This window comes from Micromonospora rosaria (assembly GCF_001567585.1).
Classification (GTDB): Bacteria; Actinomycetota; Actinomycetes; order Mycobacteriales; family Micromonosporaceae; genus Micromonospora; species Micromonospora rosaria.
The window spans coordinates 1-17,516 of record NZ_LRQV01000030.1 but is presented as its reverse complement, the minus strand read 5'-3'; the positions used below and the strand labels follow the sequence as shown (position 1 = coordinate 17,516).

The 17,516-nt window shown below is 74.3% G+C and carries 17 protein-coding genes; 8 read left to right on the top strand and 9 right to left on the bottom strand.

Features of this window, described 5'->3' with window-relative positions:
* The first annotated feature begins 52 nt into the window (after positions 1-52).
* The gene (locus tag AWW66_RS11140) at positions 53-1,069 is read left to right on the top strand and encodes a GNAT family N-acetyltransferase (RefSeq protein ID WP_067363829.1); all 1,017 of its coding nucleotides are present in this window, start codon (positions 53-55) and stop codon (positions 1,067-1,069) included.
* 26 nt (positions 1,070-1,095) lie between these two features.
* Positions 1,096-1,686, top strand: a complete 591-nt coding sequence (locus AWW66_RS11135) for a DUF4334 domain-containing protein (protein ID WP_067363826.1) — start codon at positions 1,096-1,098, stop codon at positions 1,684-1,686.
* On the opposite strand, the gene hemB is transcribed toward AWW66_RS11135, so the two are convergent.
* From hemB to AWW66_RS11110, 5 genes are read right to left on the bottom strand one after another with little or no spacing between them, the layout of a single operon-like run.
* Positions 1,680-2,663 (bottom strand): porphobilinogen synthase, encoded by a 984-nt coding sequence (gene hemB / locus AWW66_RS11130; RefSeq protein WP_067363823.1) that lies wholly within the window; start codon positions 2,661-2,663, stop codon positions 1,680-1,682. The genes AWW66_RS11135 and hemB overlap by 7 nt on opposite strands.
* 19 nt (positions 2,664-2,682) lie before the next feature.
* The gene (locus tag AWW66_RS11125; protein ID WP_067363820.1) at positions 2,683-4,263 is read right to left on the bottom strand and encodes a bifunctional uroporphyrinogen-III C-methyltransferase/uroporphyrinogen-III synthase; all 1,581 of its coding nucleotides are present in this window, start codon (positions 4,261-4,263) and stop codon (positions 2,683-2,685) included.
* A complete protein-coding gene (gene hemC / locus AWW66_RS11120; RefSeq protein WP_067363817.1) occupies positions 4,260-5,255 on the bottom strand; it encodes a hydroxymethylbilane synthase in 996 nt (331 codons plus the stop codon). The genes AWW66_RS11125 and hemC overlap by 4 nt, the downstream gene beginning before the upstream one ends.
* Complete coding sequence (locus AWW66_RS11115) at positions 5,252-6,619, bottom strand: glutamyl-tRNA reductase (protein ID WP_067363814.1); 1,368 nt, start codon at positions 6,617-6,619, stop codon at positions 5,252-5,254. The genes hemC and AWW66_RS11115 overlap by 4 nt, the downstream gene beginning before the upstream one ends.
* Positions 6,616-7,386 (bottom strand): redox-sensing transcriptional repressor Rex, encoded by a 771-nt coding sequence (locus tag AWW66_RS11110; RefSeq protein ID WP_067363811.1) that lies wholly within the window; start codon positions 7,384-7,386, stop codon positions 6,616-6,618. The genes AWW66_RS11115 and AWW66_RS11110 overlap by 4 nt, the downstream gene beginning before the upstream one ends.
* A gap of 347 nt (positions 7,387-7,733) precedes the next feature.
* On the opposite strand from AWW66_RS11110, the gene AWW66_RS11105 reads away from it, so the two are divergent.
* Both AWW66_RS11105 and AWW66_RS11100 read left to right on the top strand, forming a co-directional pair.
* On the top strand, positions 7,734-9,062 hold the full coding sequence (locus AWW66_RS11105) for a sensor histidine kinase (RefSeq protein ID WP_067363808.1): 1,329 nt from the start codon (positions 7,734-7,736) through the stop codon (positions 9,060-9,062).
* 95 nt (positions 9,063-9,157) lie between these two features.
* A complete protein-coding gene (locus AWW66_RS11100) occupies positions 9,158-9,811 on the top strand; it encodes a LuxR C-terminal-related transcriptional regulator (RefSeq protein ID WP_067363805.1) in 654 nt (217 codons plus the stop codon).
* Between the two features lie 119 nt (positions 9,812-9,930).
* Here the strand turns inward: AWW66_RS11100 and AWW66_RS11095 are convergent, their stop codons facing one another.
* Entirely contained in the window at positions 9,931-10,581 is a 651-nt protein-coding gene (locus AWW66_RS11095; protein WP_067363802.1) for an HAD family hydrolase, read from the bottom strand.
* Positions 10,582-10,603: 22 nt separating this feature from the next.
* On the bottom strand, positions 10,604-10,858 hold the full coding sequence (locus AWW66_RS11090) for a glutaredoxin family protein (protein WP_067363799.1): 255 nt from the start codon (positions 10,856-10,858) through the stop codon (positions 10,604-10,606).
* 470 nt (positions 10,859-11,328) lie between these two features.
* On the opposite strand from AWW66_RS11090, the gene AWW66_RS11085 reads away from it, so the two are divergent.
* The 3 genes from AWW66_RS11085 (at position 11,329) to AWW66_RS11075 (ending at position 14,455) form a co-directional block, all read left to right on the top strand.
* The gene (locus AWW66_RS11085; RefSeq protein ID WP_067363796.1) at positions 11,329-12,303 is read left to right on the top strand and encodes an ECF subfamily RNA polymerase sigma factor, BldN family; all 975 of its coding nucleotides are present in this window, start codon (positions 11,329-11,331) and stop codon (positions 12,301-12,303) included.
* A 237-nt stretch (positions 12,304-12,540) separates the two neighbouring features.
* Positions 12,541-13,437: a DUF5667 domain-containing protein gene (locus tag AWW66_RS11080; RefSeq protein WP_067363793.1), complete on the top strand. Its 897-nt coding sequence runs from the start codon at positions 12,541-12,543 to the stop codon at positions 13,435-13,437.
* Between the two features lie 151 nt (positions 13,438-13,588).
* Entirely contained in the window at positions 13,589-14,455 is an 867-nt protein-coding gene (locus tag AWW66_RS11075; protein WP_067363790.1) for an HAD family hydrolase, read from the top strand.
* A 78-nt stretch (positions 14,456-14,533) separates the two neighbouring features.
* Here the strand turns inward: AWW66_RS11075 and AWW66_RS11070 are convergent, their stop codons facing one another.
* Positions 14,534-15,625 carry a hypothetical protein gene (locus AWW66_RS11070; RefSeq protein ID WP_245648163.1) on the bottom strand — a complete coding sequence of 364 codons (1,092 nt, stop codon included), beginning with the start codon at positions 15,623-15,625 and terminating at the stop codon, positions 14,534-14,536.
* Positions 15,626-15,649: 24 nt separating this feature from the next.
* Between AWW66_RS11070 and AWW66_RS11065 the strand changes: the two genes are divergently transcribed.
* On the top strand, positions 15,650-16,450 hold the full coding sequence (locus AWW66_RS11065) for a hypothetical protein (RefSeq protein WP_157527377.1): 801 nt from the start codon (positions 15,650-15,652) through the stop codon (positions 16,448-16,450).
* On the opposite strand, the gene AWW66_RS11060 is transcribed toward AWW66_RS11065, so the two are convergent.
* Complete coding sequence (locus tag AWW66_RS11060) at positions 16,392-17,273, bottom strand: lysophospholipid acyltransferase family protein (RefSeq protein ID WP_067363910.1); 882 nt, start codon at positions 17,271-17,273, stop codon at positions 16,392-16,394. The two genes, AWW66_RS11065 and AWW66_RS11060, sit on opposite strands and share 59 nt — an antisense overlap.
* Between the last annotated feature and the right edge of the window lie 243 nt (positions 17,274-17,516).

Genomic DNA, 17,516 nt, shown 5'->3' with positions numbered 1-17,516 from the left:
GGAGAACTGGACACTTCCGCCGGCCACCTGCACCCGGCAAGCTAGACGGGTGATGGTGCGCGAATGGGATCCCAGGACCGCGTCGTCCGCCGAGATCACATCACTGGTGGAGACGCTGAACGCGGTCCTGGCGACCGACCTTCCGCAGGACCCGTCCTGGCGGGCGGACTCGATGCGGGAGTACCTCGGCGAGGTGATGCCCGGCGAGCGGCGGATCTCCTGGATCGTCCAGGCCGAGCCGACCGATCCGACGGCCCCGGGAGCCGTCCTCGGGCACGTCCACGTGCTGCTACTCGGCGACATCGGGGTGCTGGAGGTGCTCGTCCATCCGTCCCAGCGCCGGACCGGCCTCGGCCGACGACTGGTCCGGCTGGCCGCCCGCCGGGTCTACCAGGAGGGCTTCCAGTCGGTCGGGGTGGAGGTGGTGGGTGACACGCCCGCCGTCGCCTTCTACGAGTCGCTCGGCTTCACCCGGGACTACGTCGAGACCCGCAGCGTGCTCGACCTCTCGACGGTGGACTGGCCGGCGCTGGGCGAGATGGCCGCCGGGGTGGGCGCGGGCTACCAGGTGCAGTTCTACCCGGGTGGGCCGCCGAACGAGCTGATCGAGGCGTACGTGCGGGCGAAGGCCGAGATCCGCGACGTCGAGGACGGCGAGCTGCGGCCCAGCTCGTACGAGCCGGAGCGGCTCCGGGACAGCCTGGACTGCCTGCACCGGCGGGGCATGAAGCCGTACATCGTGCTGGCCCTGCACGAGCGGACCGGGGAGGTGGCCGGGCTGACCGAGGTGGTCGTCCCGGCACAGCACCCGACCCGGGCCGACCAGTACGACACGATCGTGGTGCAGGACCACCAGGGGTACGGCATCGACCGGGCGATCAAGGCGCGGATGCTGCTCGAACTCCGCTCGGCCGAGCCGGGGCTGACCGAGGTGCAGACCTGGAACGCCCAGTCGAACGAGGCGATGCTCAAGGTCAACGCCGAGCTGGGGTACCGCCCCGACCGCGAGTGGTGCGAGTACGGCGCGGACGTCGCCGAGCTGGTGCACCGGCTCGACGCCCACGGCTGACCCGGAAGCGGGAGAGACGGTACGAGATGACCACCCGACCGGGCGGCCCGGACGTCCTCGGCGAGCTGCGCGCACGACCGGACCTCGACGCGACCCTGGCGTACTACGACACCCTGCCGGCGGTGCCGGTCGAGGGGATGCTGGGCCGCTGGCGCGGGACCGGCCTGCCGACCGGCCACCCGATGGACGGGCTGCTGGAGCAGCTCGGCTGGTACGGCAAGCGGTTCGAGAGCGCCGAGGTGGTCCACCCGCTGGTCTTCCGTACCCCGGGCGGGGGGCTGACCAGCGTCAACCCGGCGCTGCTGCCGGTCGGCACGCTGATGCGGCAGCCGGCGCTGACCCGGCTGCCGGCGGCGGACACCCTGTTCCGGGTGCTCCGGCCGCTGCTCGGCACCGCCCGGCCGACCGCGCGGCTGCGGCTGACCGAATACCGGGGGGTGGTCACCGCCACCATGTGCTACGACGCCCACCCGATCCACGACGTGTTCCGCCGCATCGACGCGGACCGGGTCCTGGGCGCGATGGACGTCCGGGGCTCGAAGCACCCGTACATGTTCGTCCTGACCCGGGTCCGGCCGGCCCCGGACGGCGGGCCCGGCCGGCGGCCCGGTCAGTAGCTCTCGCGCAGCAGCCGGGCGGCCTCGGCGGCCCAGTAGGTGAGGATGATCCCCGCGCCGGCCCGGCGGATCGAGGTGAGCGTCTCCATGATCACCCGTTCCCGGTCGACCCAGCCGTTCGCGGAGGCGGCCTCGACCATCGCGTACTCCCCGGAGACCTGGTAGGCGGCGACCGGGACGTCCACGGCGGCCCGGACCGCCGCGACCACGTCCAGGTAGGGCAGGGCCGGCTTGACCATGACCATGTCGGCGCCCTCGGCGACGTCCAACTCCACCTCGCGCAGGGACTCCCGCAGGTTCGCCGGGTCCTGCTGGTAGGTGCGCCGGTCGCCCTGCAACGCCGACTCGACGGCGTCGCGGAACGGGCCGAAGAAGGCCGAGGCGTACTTGACGGCGTAGGCCAGCACCGCGACGTCGGCGTACCCGGCCGCGTCGAGCGCCCGGCGGACCACCCCGACCTGGCCGTCCATCATCCCGGACGGGCCGACCACGCCGGCCCCGGCGGCGGCCTGGGCCACCGCCATCTCCGCGTAGGCGGCGAGGGTGGCGTCGTTGTCGACGTCACCGTCCGGGCCGAGCAGGCCACAGTGCCCGTGCGAGGTGAACTCGTCCAGGCAGAGGTCGCTCATCACCACCGTGGCGTCGCCGACCTCGGCGGCCACGTCCCGGATGGCGACGTTGAGGATGCCCGCCGGGTCGATGCCGCCCGAGCCGGTGGCGTCCCGCTCGGCCGGCACCCCGAACAGCATGATCCCGCCGACCCCGGCCTGGACCGCCTCGACGGCCGCCTTGCGCAGGGAGTCCCGGGAGTGCTGGAGCACCCCCGGGAGCGAGGCGATCGGGCGGGGCTCGGTGAGCCCCTCCTTGACGAACATCGGCAGCACCAGCTCGGCCGGGGCCACCCGGGTCTCGGAGACCAGCCGCCGCACCGCCGGGGTGCGGCGCAGCCGGCGGGGCCGGATCTCGGGGTACGGCATGGCGGGGCCTCCCTGACGACTAGCGGAACCTCAGCGCGGTGGGGCCCTGCACCTTCGAGCCACGACGCTGCTTGGCCGGCATCGCGGCCAGCTTCTCCCGCAGCTCCACGGCGTACGCGGCGAGCGCCTCCACCAGGTCGGGCACCGAGGCGTGCGGCGGCTGCACGTCGACCCGCAGGCCGAACTCCGTCGCGGTCTCCGCCGTCTTGGGCCCGATGACAGCAACCACGGTACGCGCGTGCGGCTTACCGGCGATTCCGACCAGGTTCCGGACGGTGGACGAGGAGGTGAAGAGCACCGCGTCGAAGCCACCCGACTTGATCGCGTCCCGGATCTCGGCCGGCGGCGGGGCGGCCCGCACCGTGCGGTACGCGGTGACGTCGTCGACCTCCCAGCCGCGCTCGGTGAGCCCGGCGGCGAGCGTCTCGGTGGCGATGTCGGCGCGCGGCAGCAGCACCCGGCCGACCGGGTCGAGCACCTCGTCGTGCGGGGAGAACTCGGCCAGCAGCCCCTCCGAGGACTGCTCCCCGGCGGGGATCAGCTCCGGCTGGATACCGAAGGCGCGGACCGCGTCGGCGGTGGCCTCCCCGATACAGGCGATCTTGACGCCACCGAAGTGCCGGGCGTCCAGGCCGTGCTCGGCGAACTTCTCCCAGACCGCCCGGACCGCGTTGACCGAGGTGAAGATGACCCAGGCGTACCGGCCGTCGACCAGGCCCTTGACCGCCCGCTCCATCTGCGCCGGGGTACGCGGCGGCTCCACCGCGATGGTCGGCACCTCGCACGGAATCGCCCCGTACGCGCGCAGTCGGGCGCTCATCGCGCCGGCCTGCTCCTTGGTCCGGGGGACGAGCACCTTCCAGCCGTACAGCGGGCGGTTCTCCCACCAGCTCAGCTTGTCCCGCTGGCCGACGCCGGTGCCGAGGGTCAGCACCACCCGGCCGGTGAAGCCGAGCGCCGCCGCGACGAAGGAGTCCACCGTCGAGGTGGTGGTGTACTGCGTCTCGCCGGTGCCGTCGCCGGTCACCCCGACCTCGGTCGTCCCGTCCACCCCGGCGGCGAGCAGGCCGTCCCGGATGGCGGCCAGGTCACCGGCGTCCACCGCGAGCGCCAGCGAGCCCCGGGCCACGGCTGCGGCGAGCGCCTCGAAGTCCAGCGCGGTGACGTCCTCGACGTCGGCGGCGGTGCGCACGCCGGGCAGCGGCACACCGGCGTAGGTGGCCACCCCCTCGGCCTGGCTGACCCCGGGCACCACCTCGAAGTGCGCGGCGGTGCGGGCCACCGCCTGCACCTCCTTGACCACCGAGTCGTGGCCGAACGGGTCCCCGGCGACCAGGTGCACCGCGTTCAGCCCGGAGCGGGCCGCCGAGATCAGCACCTTCGCCACGTCCCCCGGTACGCCCTCGGCCGGGCTGAACTGCGTGTCCTGGCGGGCCTGGGTGCGTACGGCGTCGAGCAGCGACTCGGGTACGCCCCGGTCGTACACCACCTGGTCGGCGTCGACCAGGGCGTCGTGCGCCCGGCGGGTCAGCAGGCCCGGGTCGCCGGGGCCGGCCCCGACGAACGCGATGCGGCCTACGGGCTTACGGGTGCGGGTCATCCTGTGCTCCCAATGTGCTGTGTCCCCGGGCCGGCCTGTTCGTCCTGGCCGAGGATCGAGTCGGCGCCGAGGTCGAGGAGTTCGGCGGCGAGGGCCTTGCCGATCTCCGCCGCGTCGGCGGGCGTACCGGTGCGGGACAGCCGGAGGTCTCGGGTACCGTCCGGGCTGATCACCGCCCCGCGCAGGTAGATCTCATGGACGATCTCGTCCTCGGTGCCGGAGCCGGTCGGCTCCCCTTCGGCGAGGATCGCGTAGGCGGCGACCGGGGCGGAGCACCCGGCCTCCAGGGTGGCCAGCAACGCCCGCTCCGCGGTGACCGCGGCGCGGGACGGTGCGTGGTCGAGCAGGGCGAGCAGCTCGACCAGCTCCGGGTCGTCGACCCGGCACTCCACCGCCAGCGCGCCCTGGGCGGGCGCGGGCAGCATCAGCATCGGGTCGAGCGTCTCGGTGATCTCGTCGGTGCGGCCCAGCCGGGCCAGGCCGGCCCGGGCCAGCACCACGGCGTCGAGATCGGCGTCCGGGCCGAGCACCCGCGCCAGGCGGGTGTCGACGTTGCCCCGGACCGGGGTCACCACCAACTGCATCCCGAGCGCGTGCAGTTGGGCGGTGCGGCGCAGCGCGCCGGTCCCCACGGTGGCACCGGGGGGAAGTTCGGCGAGGGTCCGCCCGTCCCGGGCGACCAGGGCGTCCCGGGGGTCCTGGCGGGGCGGTACCGCCGCGATGTGCAGCCCGGGCGCCTCCGCGGTGGGCAGGTCCTTGTAGGAGTGCACCGCGAAGTCGATGGTGCGGGCGGTGAGCGCGTCCCGCAGGGCGGAGACGAAGACGCCGACGCCGAGCCGGTGCACCGGGGCCGACGAGCGGTCCCCGGCGGTGACCACCTCGACCAGCTCGACCGGCCGCCCGGTGGCGGCGGTGAGGGCCTCGGCCACCTGCCCGGACTGGGCCATCGCCAACGCGCTGCCCCGGGTACCCAGGCGCAGGGGCACGGTCATCGGTCACCTCCGAAGTGCGGGACGGTGTCGGGGCCCACCAAGTCGGGCGCGGTGCCGCCGACCACGTCGGGGACGGTGCCGACCGGTGAGGTCTGCGGCACCTGGAGATCGAACAGCTCGCGCAGCAGCGCCGCGTACTGGTCGCCGCCGGGCTCCGCGGCGAGCTGCCGGACCCGTACGGTGGGCTGGTGCAGCAGTCGTTGCACCACCCGGTGCACCGTACGCGCCACCTCGGCCCGCTGCTCGTCGGTGAGATCCGGGCGACGCTGCGCCAGCCGGCGCAGCTCGGTGCTGACCACGTCGTCCGCGCGCCCGCGCAGGGCGGCCACGGTGGGCGCCACGTCGGCGCCGCGCAGCCAGGTGAGGAAGCCCTCGACCTCGCCGGTGACGATCCGCTCGACGGCGGCGGCGTCGGCCGCCGCCGGACCGCCGGCCAGCACCGCCGCCATCCGGTCGATGTCGATCACCTCGACGCCGGGCAGCTCGGCGACGCCGGCCTCGACGTCGCGCGGCACGGCCAGGTCGAGCAGGACCAGCGGCCCCCGGCCGGGGTCCCGGCCGGCGAGCGCCCGGGTGACCACCGCCCGGGTGAGGACCGGTTCGGTCGCCGCGGTGGCGGCCACTACGATGTCCACTGTGGAGAGCGCTGCGGGGAGCCCGGTCATCGGCACCGCGCTCGCCCCGTACGACTCGGCCAGCCGGACGGCCCGGTCGGCCCCCCGGTTGGTCACGGCCAGCGGCCCGGCCCCGAGGCGGGACAGGGTCGCCACCCCGAGGGCACCCATCGCGCCGGCCCCGACCACGAGCGCCGGCCGGCCGGTCAGGCCACCGTCGAGGTGCTCCGCGGCCAGGCCGAGCGCGGCGGTGACCACACTCTGGCCGGCCCGGTCGATGCCGGTCTCGGCGTGCGCCCGCTTGCCGACCCGCAGCGCCTGCTGCATCAGCTCGTGCAGCAGCCGGCCGGTCGAGTCCGCGCCACTGGCCCAGTGGTACGCGTCACGGAGCTGGCCGAGGATCTGCGCCTCGCCCACCACCATCGAGTCCAGCCCGGCGGCCACCCGGAAGACGTGCTCCACGGCGGCGGCGTCGTAGTGCACGTAGAGGTGGTCGGCGAGCGCGGCCGGCGGGCACCCGGCCTGCTCGGCGAGGACGGCACAGATGTCGCCGAGCCCGCCGTGGAAACCGGACACGGCGGCGTACACCTCCACCCGGTTGCAGGTGGAGACGAGCACGGCCTCGGCCACGTACGGCTGACCGACGAGCCGGTCCAGGGTGCGGGTGAGGTCGGCCGGGGCGACCGCCAGGTGCTCCAGGACAGCGACCGGAGCGGTGCGGTACGACGCGCCGACGACGAGCAGCTTCACGTGCCGATCGCCTCCTGGGTGTCGGGAGCCGCGAGCCCGCCGGGCAACGCGGTGAGGGTGGACCCGCCGGTGGCGGGCAGCCGGGTCAACGATGCCTTACGGTGCTCGTGGAAGGACAGGATCTGGAGCTCGATGGCGAGGTCGACCTTGCGCACGTCGACCCCGTCCGGCACCGAGAGTACGCACGGCGCGAAGTTGAGGATGCTCGTCACGCCGACGGCGACCAGCTCGTCGGCGACCCGCTGGGCGGCGGCGGCCGGGGTGGCGATCACCCCGATCGCGATGGCCTCCTCGGCGGCGACCCGGGGCAGGTCGTCGATGTGCCGCACGACCAGCCCGCTGATCTCCTCACCGACCCGCTTCGGGTCGGCGTCGAAGAGCGCGGCGATCCGGAATCCCCGGGTGGCGAAGCCGTCGTAGCCGGCCAGAGCGTGACCGAGATTACCCACGCCGACCAGGGCCACGGCCCGGCGTTGGGTGAGCCCGAGCACGTACTCGATCTGGTCGATCAGCAGGGCGACGTCGTACCCGACCCCCCGGGTGCCGTACGAGCCGAGCTGGGAGAGGTCCTTGCGGAGCTTGGCGGAGTTCACCCCGGCGGCGGAGGCGAGCCCTTCGCTGGAGATCGTCTCGTGCCCGGTTTCCGCGAGGTTGTGCAGGGCACGAAGGTACTCCGGAAGCCGAGCGACGGTCGCCTCGGGCAGGTCCGGGAGCGCCGGTACGACACCGGCGCGGCCGGACGCGCCAGGGTGACGATGCTGACTCATGAGACTCCGTGCGGTGCGATCCTCTGCCAGCTCCCGTCGCCGGCCGTTTCGGGACTCCCACCGGCGGCCGATACTCACGGCTGTGCTAGTGGGGCGCGTCGGAACTACAGAGTAGGCGCTTGTGAAGACGTGCACAAATCGCGATCTTGCAGATCGGCGCAGCGCCGCCACCAGGCCTCCATTCCACAAGATCGATCCGCCGGACGCGGCGGGGCCACCCGTCGATTATTGCGCAATTCCGACTTCCCTCGCCAATCACCAAGATCGGCGTGGTGGGGGCAGCCCTACCAGCGCGAACCCGGTGGGCAGGATGGGTTCCGCCGCGCCGGCTGCCTAGCCTCGACGGCATGACCACCAGCACTTCCGCCGACCCACCGCCCGTCGCCGCCCCGGTGCCCACCGGCGTCCTCACCCCCCGGGCCGGGATGCGTCGCCAGCTCGGCACCGACACCCGGTACGTGCTGCTCGGCTTTCCGGTCGCGCTCGCCGGCTTCGTCGTCCTGTTCGCCGGCACCCTCCTCGGGACCGGGCTGCTGGTCACCGTGCTCGGCCTGCCGATCCTGGCCGGCACCCTGCAGACCGCCCGCAAGCTGGCCGCCGTCGAGCGGCAGCGGCTGGAGCGCGTCCTCGGTCACCCGGTGGTCCGCCCGGAGTACCGGGAGCCGGCCCCCGGGGCGGGCACCTGGCGGCGCATCCTGGTGCCCCTCGGCGACCCCCAGTACTGGCTCGACCTGCTCCACGCGCTGCTGAAGCTCCTCTTCGCGGTACCCAGCTTCGGGGTGACCCTGACCTGGTGGGCCGGCGCCGTGGTCGGCACCCTCTACTGGGCCTACGACTGGGCGCTGCCCCACCCGGAGGAGAACGAGGGGCTGGCGGAGCTGCTCGGCCTGGGCACCTCCCCCGCCGCCCGGATCGGGCTGAACACCGTGATCGGGGTGTTCTTCCTGCTCACCCTCCCGCTGGTGGTCCGGGGCTGCGCGCTGCTGGCGGCCAGCCCCGGCCGGGCCCTGCTGACCGGGGTGGCCGAGATGCGCCAGCGGATCACCCAGTTGGAGGAGCAGAAGCGGGCCGCCGCCTCGGCCGAGGCCACCGCGCTGCGCCGGCTGGAACGCGACATCCACGACGGGCCGCAGCAGCGGCTGGTCCGGCTGGCGATGGACCTGAGCCGGGCCCGGCACCAGCTCGCCAGCGACCCGGACGCCGCCGGCCGCACCCTCGACGAGGCGGTCACCCAGACCCGGGAGACCCTCGCCGAACTGCGCGCGCTGTCCCGGGGCATCGCCCCGCCGATCCTGGTCGACCGGGGACTGCCGAGCGCGCTGGCCGCCCTCGCCGGGCGCGGGCTGATCCCGGTCGAGCTGCGGGTCGACCCCGAGCTGGCGACGCCCGACGGACGGCTCGACCCGGCCGTGGAGAGCACCGCCTACTTCGTGGTCGCCGAGGCGCTGACCAACGTCGCCAAGCACAGCGGGGCGACGGAGTGCACCGTCGCGGTGACCCGGCACGGCCCGACGCTGACCGCCGCCGTGACCGACGACGGCCACGGCGGCGCGCACCTGGCCAAGGGGCACGGCCTGGCCGGGATCGCGGACCGGGTCCGCGCGGCGGGCGGCCGGCTGGACGTGGTCAGCCCGGCCGGCGGCCCGACCGAGATCCGCGCGGAGCTGCCGCTGTGACCGCCTCCGACCCCGGACATTCCGCCGGTGGGGCGGCTCCCGTCCCGCCCGGCCGCGCCCCGGCCCCCCGCCCCGACGTGGTAGACACCAGACCCATGCGGGTGGTCATCGCCGACGACGCCGTCCTGCTCCGGGAGGGGCTGGTCCGGCTGCTCACCGAGCGCGGGCACGTCGTGGTGGCCGCCGTCGGGGACGGCGACGCCCTGGTGGCGGCCGTGGTCGAACACCGCCCCGACGTGTCGATCGTGGACGTGCGGATGCCGCCGTCGCACACCGACGAGGGGCTGCGGGCGGCGGTGCAGGCCCGGCGGCTGGTGCCCCGTACCCCCGTGCTGGTGCTCTCCCAGTACGTCGAGGTGTCGTACGCCGACGACCTGCTCGCCACCACCGGCAGCGCCGGCGGCGGGGTCGGGTACCTGCTCAAGGACCGGGTCGCCGCGATCGACGAGTTCCTCGACGCGCTCGACCGGGTGGCCGCCGGCGGTACCGTGCTCGACCCGGAGGTGGTCGGGCAGCTCTTCGCCCGACGCCGCCGCGACGACCCGCTGGGCGCGCTCACCCCGCGCGAGCGGGAGGTGCTGGCGCTGATGGCCGAGGGGCACACCAACACCGCCATCGCCCGGATCCTGTTCGTCAGCGACGGCGCCGTCGAGAAGCACGTCCGCAACATCTTCACGAAGCTGCACCTGCCGCCCGACACGGACCGCCACCGCCGGGTCCACGCCGTCCTGGCCTACCTCCGTTCCTGACCCGCCGACCCCGCCTCAGCCGTCAGCGGAGGGCGCCGACCCCGCCTCAGCGGTCAGCGGAGGGCGCCGCGCCCCCGCCTCAGCGGTCGGCGGAGGGTGCCGCGCCCCCGCCTCAGCCGTCACACGAGGGTGACGGCCAGGCGGACGGCGTCGGTGAGGGTGGCGGCCACCGGGTGGCCGGAGGTGCGCAGGCGCTCCGGGTCGGTGAAGCCGCCGGTGTAGAGCACCGCCCGGCCGCCGACCGACTCGGCGGCGTCGGCGTCGTCCAGGGAGTCGCCGACCAGCACCACCCGCCCGCCGTCGACAGACAGGTCGGCCAGGTGCCGGGCCAGCGACTCGGCCTTGCGGTCGCCGCCGACCACCGCCCGGGAGCCGTCGACCCGGGCGAAGCGCCCGGTCAGCCCGTAGGTGTGGACCGCCGGGACCAGTTCCTCGTGGAACCACATCGACAGCAGGGACTGGCTGCCCGGCCAGGCGGACATCGCGCTGACCGCGTCCTCGGCCAGCTCGCAGGTGGTCAGCCCGGCCCGGTACGCGTCGTGGAAGATCCGGTCGAGGCGGCCGAACGCCTCCTCGTCCACCGCCCGGCCGAGCACCTCGGCGTAGTAGTCGGCGACCGGGCGGCGGAACCGTACCCGGTGCTCCTCGGTGCTCACCACCGGCCCGCCGACGCTGGCGAACGCGGCGTTCGTGGCGGTGACGACCAGGCTCAGGTCGTTGAGCAGGGTGCCGTTCCAGTCCCACACCAGGTGGTCGCGCGCAGGGGTCATCCGAGCACGATAGGCGAGCGGCCTAGAGCTGGGGAGTGGTGAGGTCGCGCAGCAGCCGGTCCTCCTCCACCCGCCAGTAGCCGTGCTCCTTGCCGTCGAGCAGCACCACCGGCACGCGGTCGCCGTACTCCCGCTCCAACTCGACGTCGGCGGTGACGTCCTTCTCGATCCACTTGTCACCGGTGACCGCGACCACCCGATCCAACGCCACCTTGGCGTCCTCGCAGAGGTGGCAGCCGGGCCGGGTGATCAGGGTGAGCCGGGCGTCGGTGGACATCGGTACCTCCTCCAGCGGGCGGTCGTTCGGCCGAGTGTGGCACAGTGGCCGGCACCCGGCCCGGCCGAGTGCCCGGACACCTCGCTCCGACCTGCCCCGCAGCCACCCTGACCAGGCCTTTGACCTGGATCAGCCGCCGGCCGGAAAGTCAAACGCCCACGACGGACAACCGGTCCGGCGGGGGCCCGACAGGGGGGGAAATACTTCCGCTCTGTGTAACGGACTTGCCACGCACGGGTGACGTCGGCCCCTATCATCACTCGGGTCGGCTCACCCCATTTGCCGTGAGTTGACACCCCTCAGCCCGAGGAGGCCCCCGTGCCCGTGAGCGCATTGGACCAGCACCTCAGGGGGATCTGCCGTGCGTCGGCGGCGTACCCCGGAGCGACCCTGTCCGACCGTCCGGTCGGCCCCGTCGCGCGACCCCGCGCCGGGGTCCCGGCGGTCACGGACGGTAAGGGGGTGGAGCGGTGACCGCCCCGGGGTGGGAGCAACCAGCCGGGCTGGGCACGCCCGGCGGGCGGTCGACGGTCAACGAGCGTCCCGGCGGGACGCTCGACGACGCCTGGAGCCCTCCGGTACAGAGCGAGGACGCGGCCAGACGGTTACGCAGCCGGCCCCACCACAACGAGGCCGCGCCGCGACCGCCCGCACCCGGCGGCAACGCCAAACCGGTCGGGGGTCGGGTGGCGGTCCCCGCCCGGCCGACCATGCCGGTGCAGGGTCGCCGCAGCGCGGACCCGCCCACCCCGACCGATCCGGCCTGCTCGGAGACCGCGGTGCTGCCGGCGGTACCGGCCACCGCCGGGGGCGGTGGTGGTGGCGGGGGCGGCAACGGTGGCAGCCCGACGGGGTACCCGAGCCGGCCGGACCCGTCCGACCCGGCCACCGAGGTCTGGGCGCTGGTGGAACGCGCCCAGGCCGGGGACGCCGAGGCGTTCGGCCTGCTCTACGACCGGTACGTGGACACGGTCTTCCGGTTCGTCTACTTCCGGGTGGGCAACCGGCAACTGGCCGAGGACCTCACCTCCGACACCTTCCTGCGCGCGCTGAAGCGGATCGGCAGCTTCACCTGGCAGGGGCGGGACCTCGGGGCCTGGCTGGTCACCATCGCCCGGAACCTGGTCGCCGACCACTTCAAGTCGGGCCGGTACCGGCTGGAGGTGACCACCGGCGACGTGCTGGACGCCGACCGCGAGGACCGGGGCCCGGAGGGCAGCCCGGAGGCGGCGGTGGTCGAGCACATCACGAACGTCGCCCTGCTCACCGCCGTCAAGCAGCTCAACCCCGAGCAACAGGAGTGCATCGTGCTCCGCTTCCTGCAGGGCTTCTCGGTCGCCGAGACCGCCCGCGCGATGGGCAAGAACGAGGGGGCGATCAAGGCGTTGCAGTACCGGGCGGTCCGGGCCCTGGCCCGGCTGCTGCCGGACGGTTTCCAGCCGTAGCGCCGGCAGCGGACGGATCGCGGGGCGGCCGGGTCGATTTCGCCACCCGGGCCCCGTAACCGGGGCCCGCCGCGGACCGTTTTTCCGGGTGCGACCGGTGGTCACCCCGGCAATCCCGGGCCCCATGGTCCGGGCAGCGCCGTCGGCGACAACCTTCGTACGCCGGTGCCCACTGTCTCCGGTCGCTGGCGACGAGCACGGCTGACCGGCCGTGACCAGCGAGAGGAGGTGCCTGCGGTGGACCACAGCCTCTTCCTGCGTCGACGCGCTGAGCGCTTCGCACAGCTTCTCGACGAAGCCAACGGCGGCCGTCGGCACCACGTCCGGTCCCGGGTGGACGACCAGCTCACCGCGCTCGTCGCGGTCGGGCAGCGCCTCAGCACCGAGCGGCCCGCCGTCGACGCCGAGGTCGACCCCGGTTTCCGCACCAGCCTGCGCGCGATGTTGCTGGCCACGGCGGAACGGGAGGGCATCGGGGCACCCGTGATCGCGCCGGCCGACAGCACACCCGCCGGCCGACAGCCGGTCGTCGGTCCCCCGCCCCGACCGCTGCTGCCGGCGGTGACAGCCCGGCGGGCCCGCGCCCGACTGGCGATCTTCTCCGGCATCGCGGTCGGTGCCATCGCCGTCTCCGGCATCTCGGCCGCCAGCGAGAACGCCGTACCGGGTGACGCCCTGTACGGCATGAAGCGGTCCACCGAGCGGGCCCAGCTCGCCCTCGCCGGCTCGGACCCCAGCCGGGGTCAGCTCTTCCTCGACTTCGCCCGGACCCGGGTCGGCGAGGCCGCCACCGTCCGGGGCGACGGGGACCGGTACGGCGCGGCGCTCGACGGCATGGACGGCCACACCCGCGAGGGCGTACGGCTGCTCTTCACCGCCGTCACGCAGCGGACCGACCCGGCCGGGCTGGACGCCGTGGACACCTTCCTCACCGGCCAGCGCCGCGCGCTCAACGACCTGCTCGACGGGGCCTCCCGGGCCGAGCGGGAGCGGACCCGCCGGTCACTCGCCCTGCTCGACGCGGCCGGCGAGCGCTCCGCGGTGTTGCGTACCTCGCTCACCTGCGGCCTCCCGGCGACCACCGGCAGCGACGAGTTCGGCCCCGTCCCGGGCTCCTGCCCGACCCCCCGCTGACCCCGGCCCCGGGCCGGCTCGCTTGCCGGCGCTGACCCCGGGCCCGCCGCCCGGCCGTCCGGAGTTCTCCCGCCGTCCGGCCGGTCGTCACCGCAGCCCGGATAGGCTCGGTGAACGGCAGCCGCCGGGACGTCGAGCGGAAGGGGAGCGCGTGGCCCGAGACCGTAAGGTGACGATCAGCACCGACGTCCACGGGCACACCGCCGGCTGGGCGGAGAGCGGGCCGCCCGTTCCCCCTGCGCCCGACCCGACCGCCGCCGCCTTCTTCGACGTGGACAACACGATGATGCAGGGCGCGTCGCTCTACTGGTTCGCCCGGGGTATGGCCGCCCGCAAGTACGTCACCACCGCCGACCTGGCCCGGTTCGCCTGGCAGCAGCTCCGGTTCCGGGTCCTCGCCACCGAGCACGCCGGCACCATGTCCCAGGTCCGGGAGGCGGCGCTCGCCTTCATCGAGGGGTGGCGGGTGGCCGACATGGAGCGGCTCACCGAGGAGATCTTCGACGAGCTGATGGCCCCCCGCATCTGGGCCGGTACCCGTCGGCTCGCCGAGCGGCACCTGGCCGCCGGGGAGCGGGTCTGGCTGGTCAGCGCCGCGCCGGTGGAGATCGGCCGGGTGATCGCCGCCCGGCTCGGGTTGACCGGGGCGATCGGCACGGTCGCCGAGATCGTCGACGGGGCGTACACCGGGCGGCTGGTCGGCGAGCTGATGCACGGGCCGGCGAAGGCGGACGCGGTCGCCCAGCTCGCCGCCGTCGAAGGGCTGGACCTGTCCCGCTGCGCCGCGTACAGCGACTCCGTCAACGACCTGCCGATGCTCTCGGCGGTCGGCCGGGCGGTGGCCGTGAACCCGGACGGCACCCTGCTGCGGCGGGCCCGCCAGCACGGGTGGCCGGTGCACGACTTCCGGACCGGCCGGCGGGCGGCCATGATCGCCGTCCCGTCGACCGTCGCCGGGTTGCTGGTCGGCGCGGTCACCGCCGGCCTGGTCGTGCACCGCCGTCGCCGCAACGCCTGACGATCCGCCCCCGGCCGCCGCACGCGGTACCGCGCCCGGACACCGCCGTGGTGTCCGGGCGCGGCGCGGGCCGACCGGTCAGTAGTCGTCCCGACAGTTGTGCCCCGGATTGGCACTGATCGGCACGAAGGCCATCGCGTCGAAGGCCACCGCGTCGAAGTTCTGGGTGGTGGCGCTGCCGACGTTGTTCAACTGCACCTGCGCGCCCCGCCCCAGCTCGTACGTGCCCAGGTACACCCACTTGTCCTGGCCGAGGTTGGCCGGATTCGGGTTGGGAACGGGGAACCCGGGCGAGCCCGGGGCAACATCGACCGCCCAGCCGGCTTCCACGGCCAGGTTGACCGTGCAGGTCACCTGCTGGCCGATGGTGCCCGTGGTGATCAGGTACGAGGCGCCGTCGTAGTCCGCGCCGTGGCTGGGCACGTGGGCGAGGATGTCGTACCGGTGCCGTTCCCCAGGGATCAGGTCGAGGTTTGGCGTCCACGACCCGACGATCCGCCGCTTCGGGTTGCCGGCGTGCACGTACGTGTACCAGAGATGTCCCTTGTAGCCGGCGCCGATCTGGTGCAGGTCGACGTCGGCGTACGGGGCGGTGCTGCCGCCGCCGGCCGGCGAGCCCCGCCGGATGGTGAACTTGCCGTCGCTCGGGCCGACGTCGCACCCGAGGTTGTACTGCCCGGTGTCGTTGAGCGAGTAGACCACCGAGACCCGCTTGTTGGGGTTGCGGTTACCGCCGTTGTTACCGGTGAAGGTCTCGCAGTTGCGGGGGTAGATCCGTTTGACCCCCGGTTCCGCAGCGCCGGCGCCGAAGGTCAGTTTCTCCCGGGCGCACTCCTCCAGCAGGCAGTTGCCCGAGTTCGCGACTCCGTGCCACCAGCACAGCTCGGACTCGGCCGGGCAGCCGTTGTTGGCCTGGGAGCAGTTGTTGACCGTCGAGCAGAACTCGTACCGGTCCGGATGGACAGCACCTGCCGCATGCCCTGCGGCCCGGTCCGCGGCGAGTTCGCCCCGTACTGCGGTTCGGCGTACGCCGAGGACATGATCCGGAAGCCCTTGAGCTGCGGCGTCTCCGCCCAGCCCATGATCCGCTCCGGGTACGCCCAGTGGTTCGGGTTCTCCGCGTCGGCCACCCGGTGCTAGCTTGACTCCGCTGCGGGGCCGTGGGGACACGGCGGGCAACGACGGGGGATGCACATGACCGGGCAGGACCGCGACCGCACGGCCCCACGGGAGCCGCTGCCCGAGACCGACGATCCGCCGCCGCCAGCAGGATCACGGCGGCCAGGGAAGCCGCTGATCGCCGGGGCGGTCCTGGTGGCCGCCGCGGTCGCCGCCACCGGCGTCCTCTGGCTCCGGGCCGACCCGCCAGCCGACGCGCCGACCGCTGAGGGCCCTGGAGCCGCCGCCCCACCCGCCGCACCGGCGCCCGGAAGCGGGCCGGCCGTCGAAGCCCCCACCGGGGAGTCACCCACCGGCGCTCCGGTCGACGGTGCGGCCCCCAGCGGGCAGCCGACCGCCGTCGCGTTGCCGGCCATCCCGGGCTCGACGATCGACGAGATCACGGCGGGGTGGACGAAGCGGTTCGGCACCACCCCGCAGGCCCAGGACCGGCACTACAGCGCCCAGGCGACCCTGCCCGGCTACGACCAGCCGGTCCGGCTGGGGCTGGTCAGCGGCACGGACGACGGGGACAACGGCCCGACCTCCGTCTACTGCTCCACGCACGACGACCCGCCGTTGCGGGTCGACCGGAAGCTGATCCGCGCGCTGCTCGACTCGTGCCTCGCGCCCGCGCTGGCCGACGGCGAGCAGGAGGCCCTGACAGGCTGGCTCGCCAGACAGGACTACTCCGCCGACGTCTACGCCACCCGGGGATTCGACCGGTTCAACGCCGAGGTCGTCTCCGCCGGGGGCGCCCTCCAGGTGCAGGTGCAGGCTAAGGGCCGAACGGGTCCGGGCGCCGTTCGAGTAGCTGGTGCAGGGTCTGCTGGATAGTCTCCCGGACCTGGTCGGCGAGGTTGAACACGACCAGCGGATCGTCGGCCGAGTCGGTCAGGTGGTCGGTGGGGATCGGCGGGCAGAACTCGATCAGCCACTTGCTCGGCAGCGGCACCATGCCCAGCGGCCCGAGCCACGGGAAGGTCGGCGTCACCGGGAAGTACGGCAGCTTGAGCAGCCGGGCCAGCGGCTTGATGTCGGCGAGCATCGGGTACGTCTCCTCCGCCCCGACGATGGCGACCGGCACGATCGGGGTGCCGGTGCGCAGCGCCGCCGAGACGAACCCGCCCCGCCCGAACCGTTGCAGCTTGTACCGGTCGGCGTAGAGCTTGCCGATCCCCTTGAACCCCTCGGGGAAGACGCCGACCAGCTCACCGGAGCCGAGCAGGCGCTCGGCGTCCGGGTTGCAGGCGACCGTACCGCCGGACTTGCGGGCCAGCTCGGAGACGATCGGCATCCGGAAGACCAGGTCCGCGCCGAGCAACCGCAGGTACCGGTGGGCGGGGTGCCGGTCGTGCAGCACGGCGGAGAGGACCAGCGCGTCCAGCGCGATCGTGCCGGAGTGGTTGCCCACCACCAGCCCCGCCCCGTCGACCGGGACGTGCTCCATCCCGCTGACCTCGGTGCGGAACCAGTCCCGGTACAGCAGGCGCAGGACCGGGTGCAGGACCTTTCCGGTCAACTCCGGGTCGAAGCCGAACTCGTCGACCTCGTAGTCGCCGGAGAGCCGCCGCCGCAGGAAGGCCAGCCCCGCTGCCACCTTGCGGTCCCAGTGGTCCCCCGGCCGCTCCGGCACCGACCCGCCCCGCCCGGCGGCCACCTCCCCGGCACCGGCACGCCCGGAGGCGGCCGGCGCGGGTGCGGCCCGCTCGAGAGCGGCCGACTCCAAAGCAGCCGACTCCGCAGCAGCCAGCTCAGGAGCGGCCGGCTCGGGAGCGGGGGCGTCCGGTCCGCCGGGGTCGGAGGCGGTCGGGCCGTTGGCCCGGCCCGGCGTCGGGGCGGTGGCGGGCGCGTCGGCCGGTGCGGGCCCGTGCGCCGGGGCGGCGGGCGCGCGGTGGTGCCC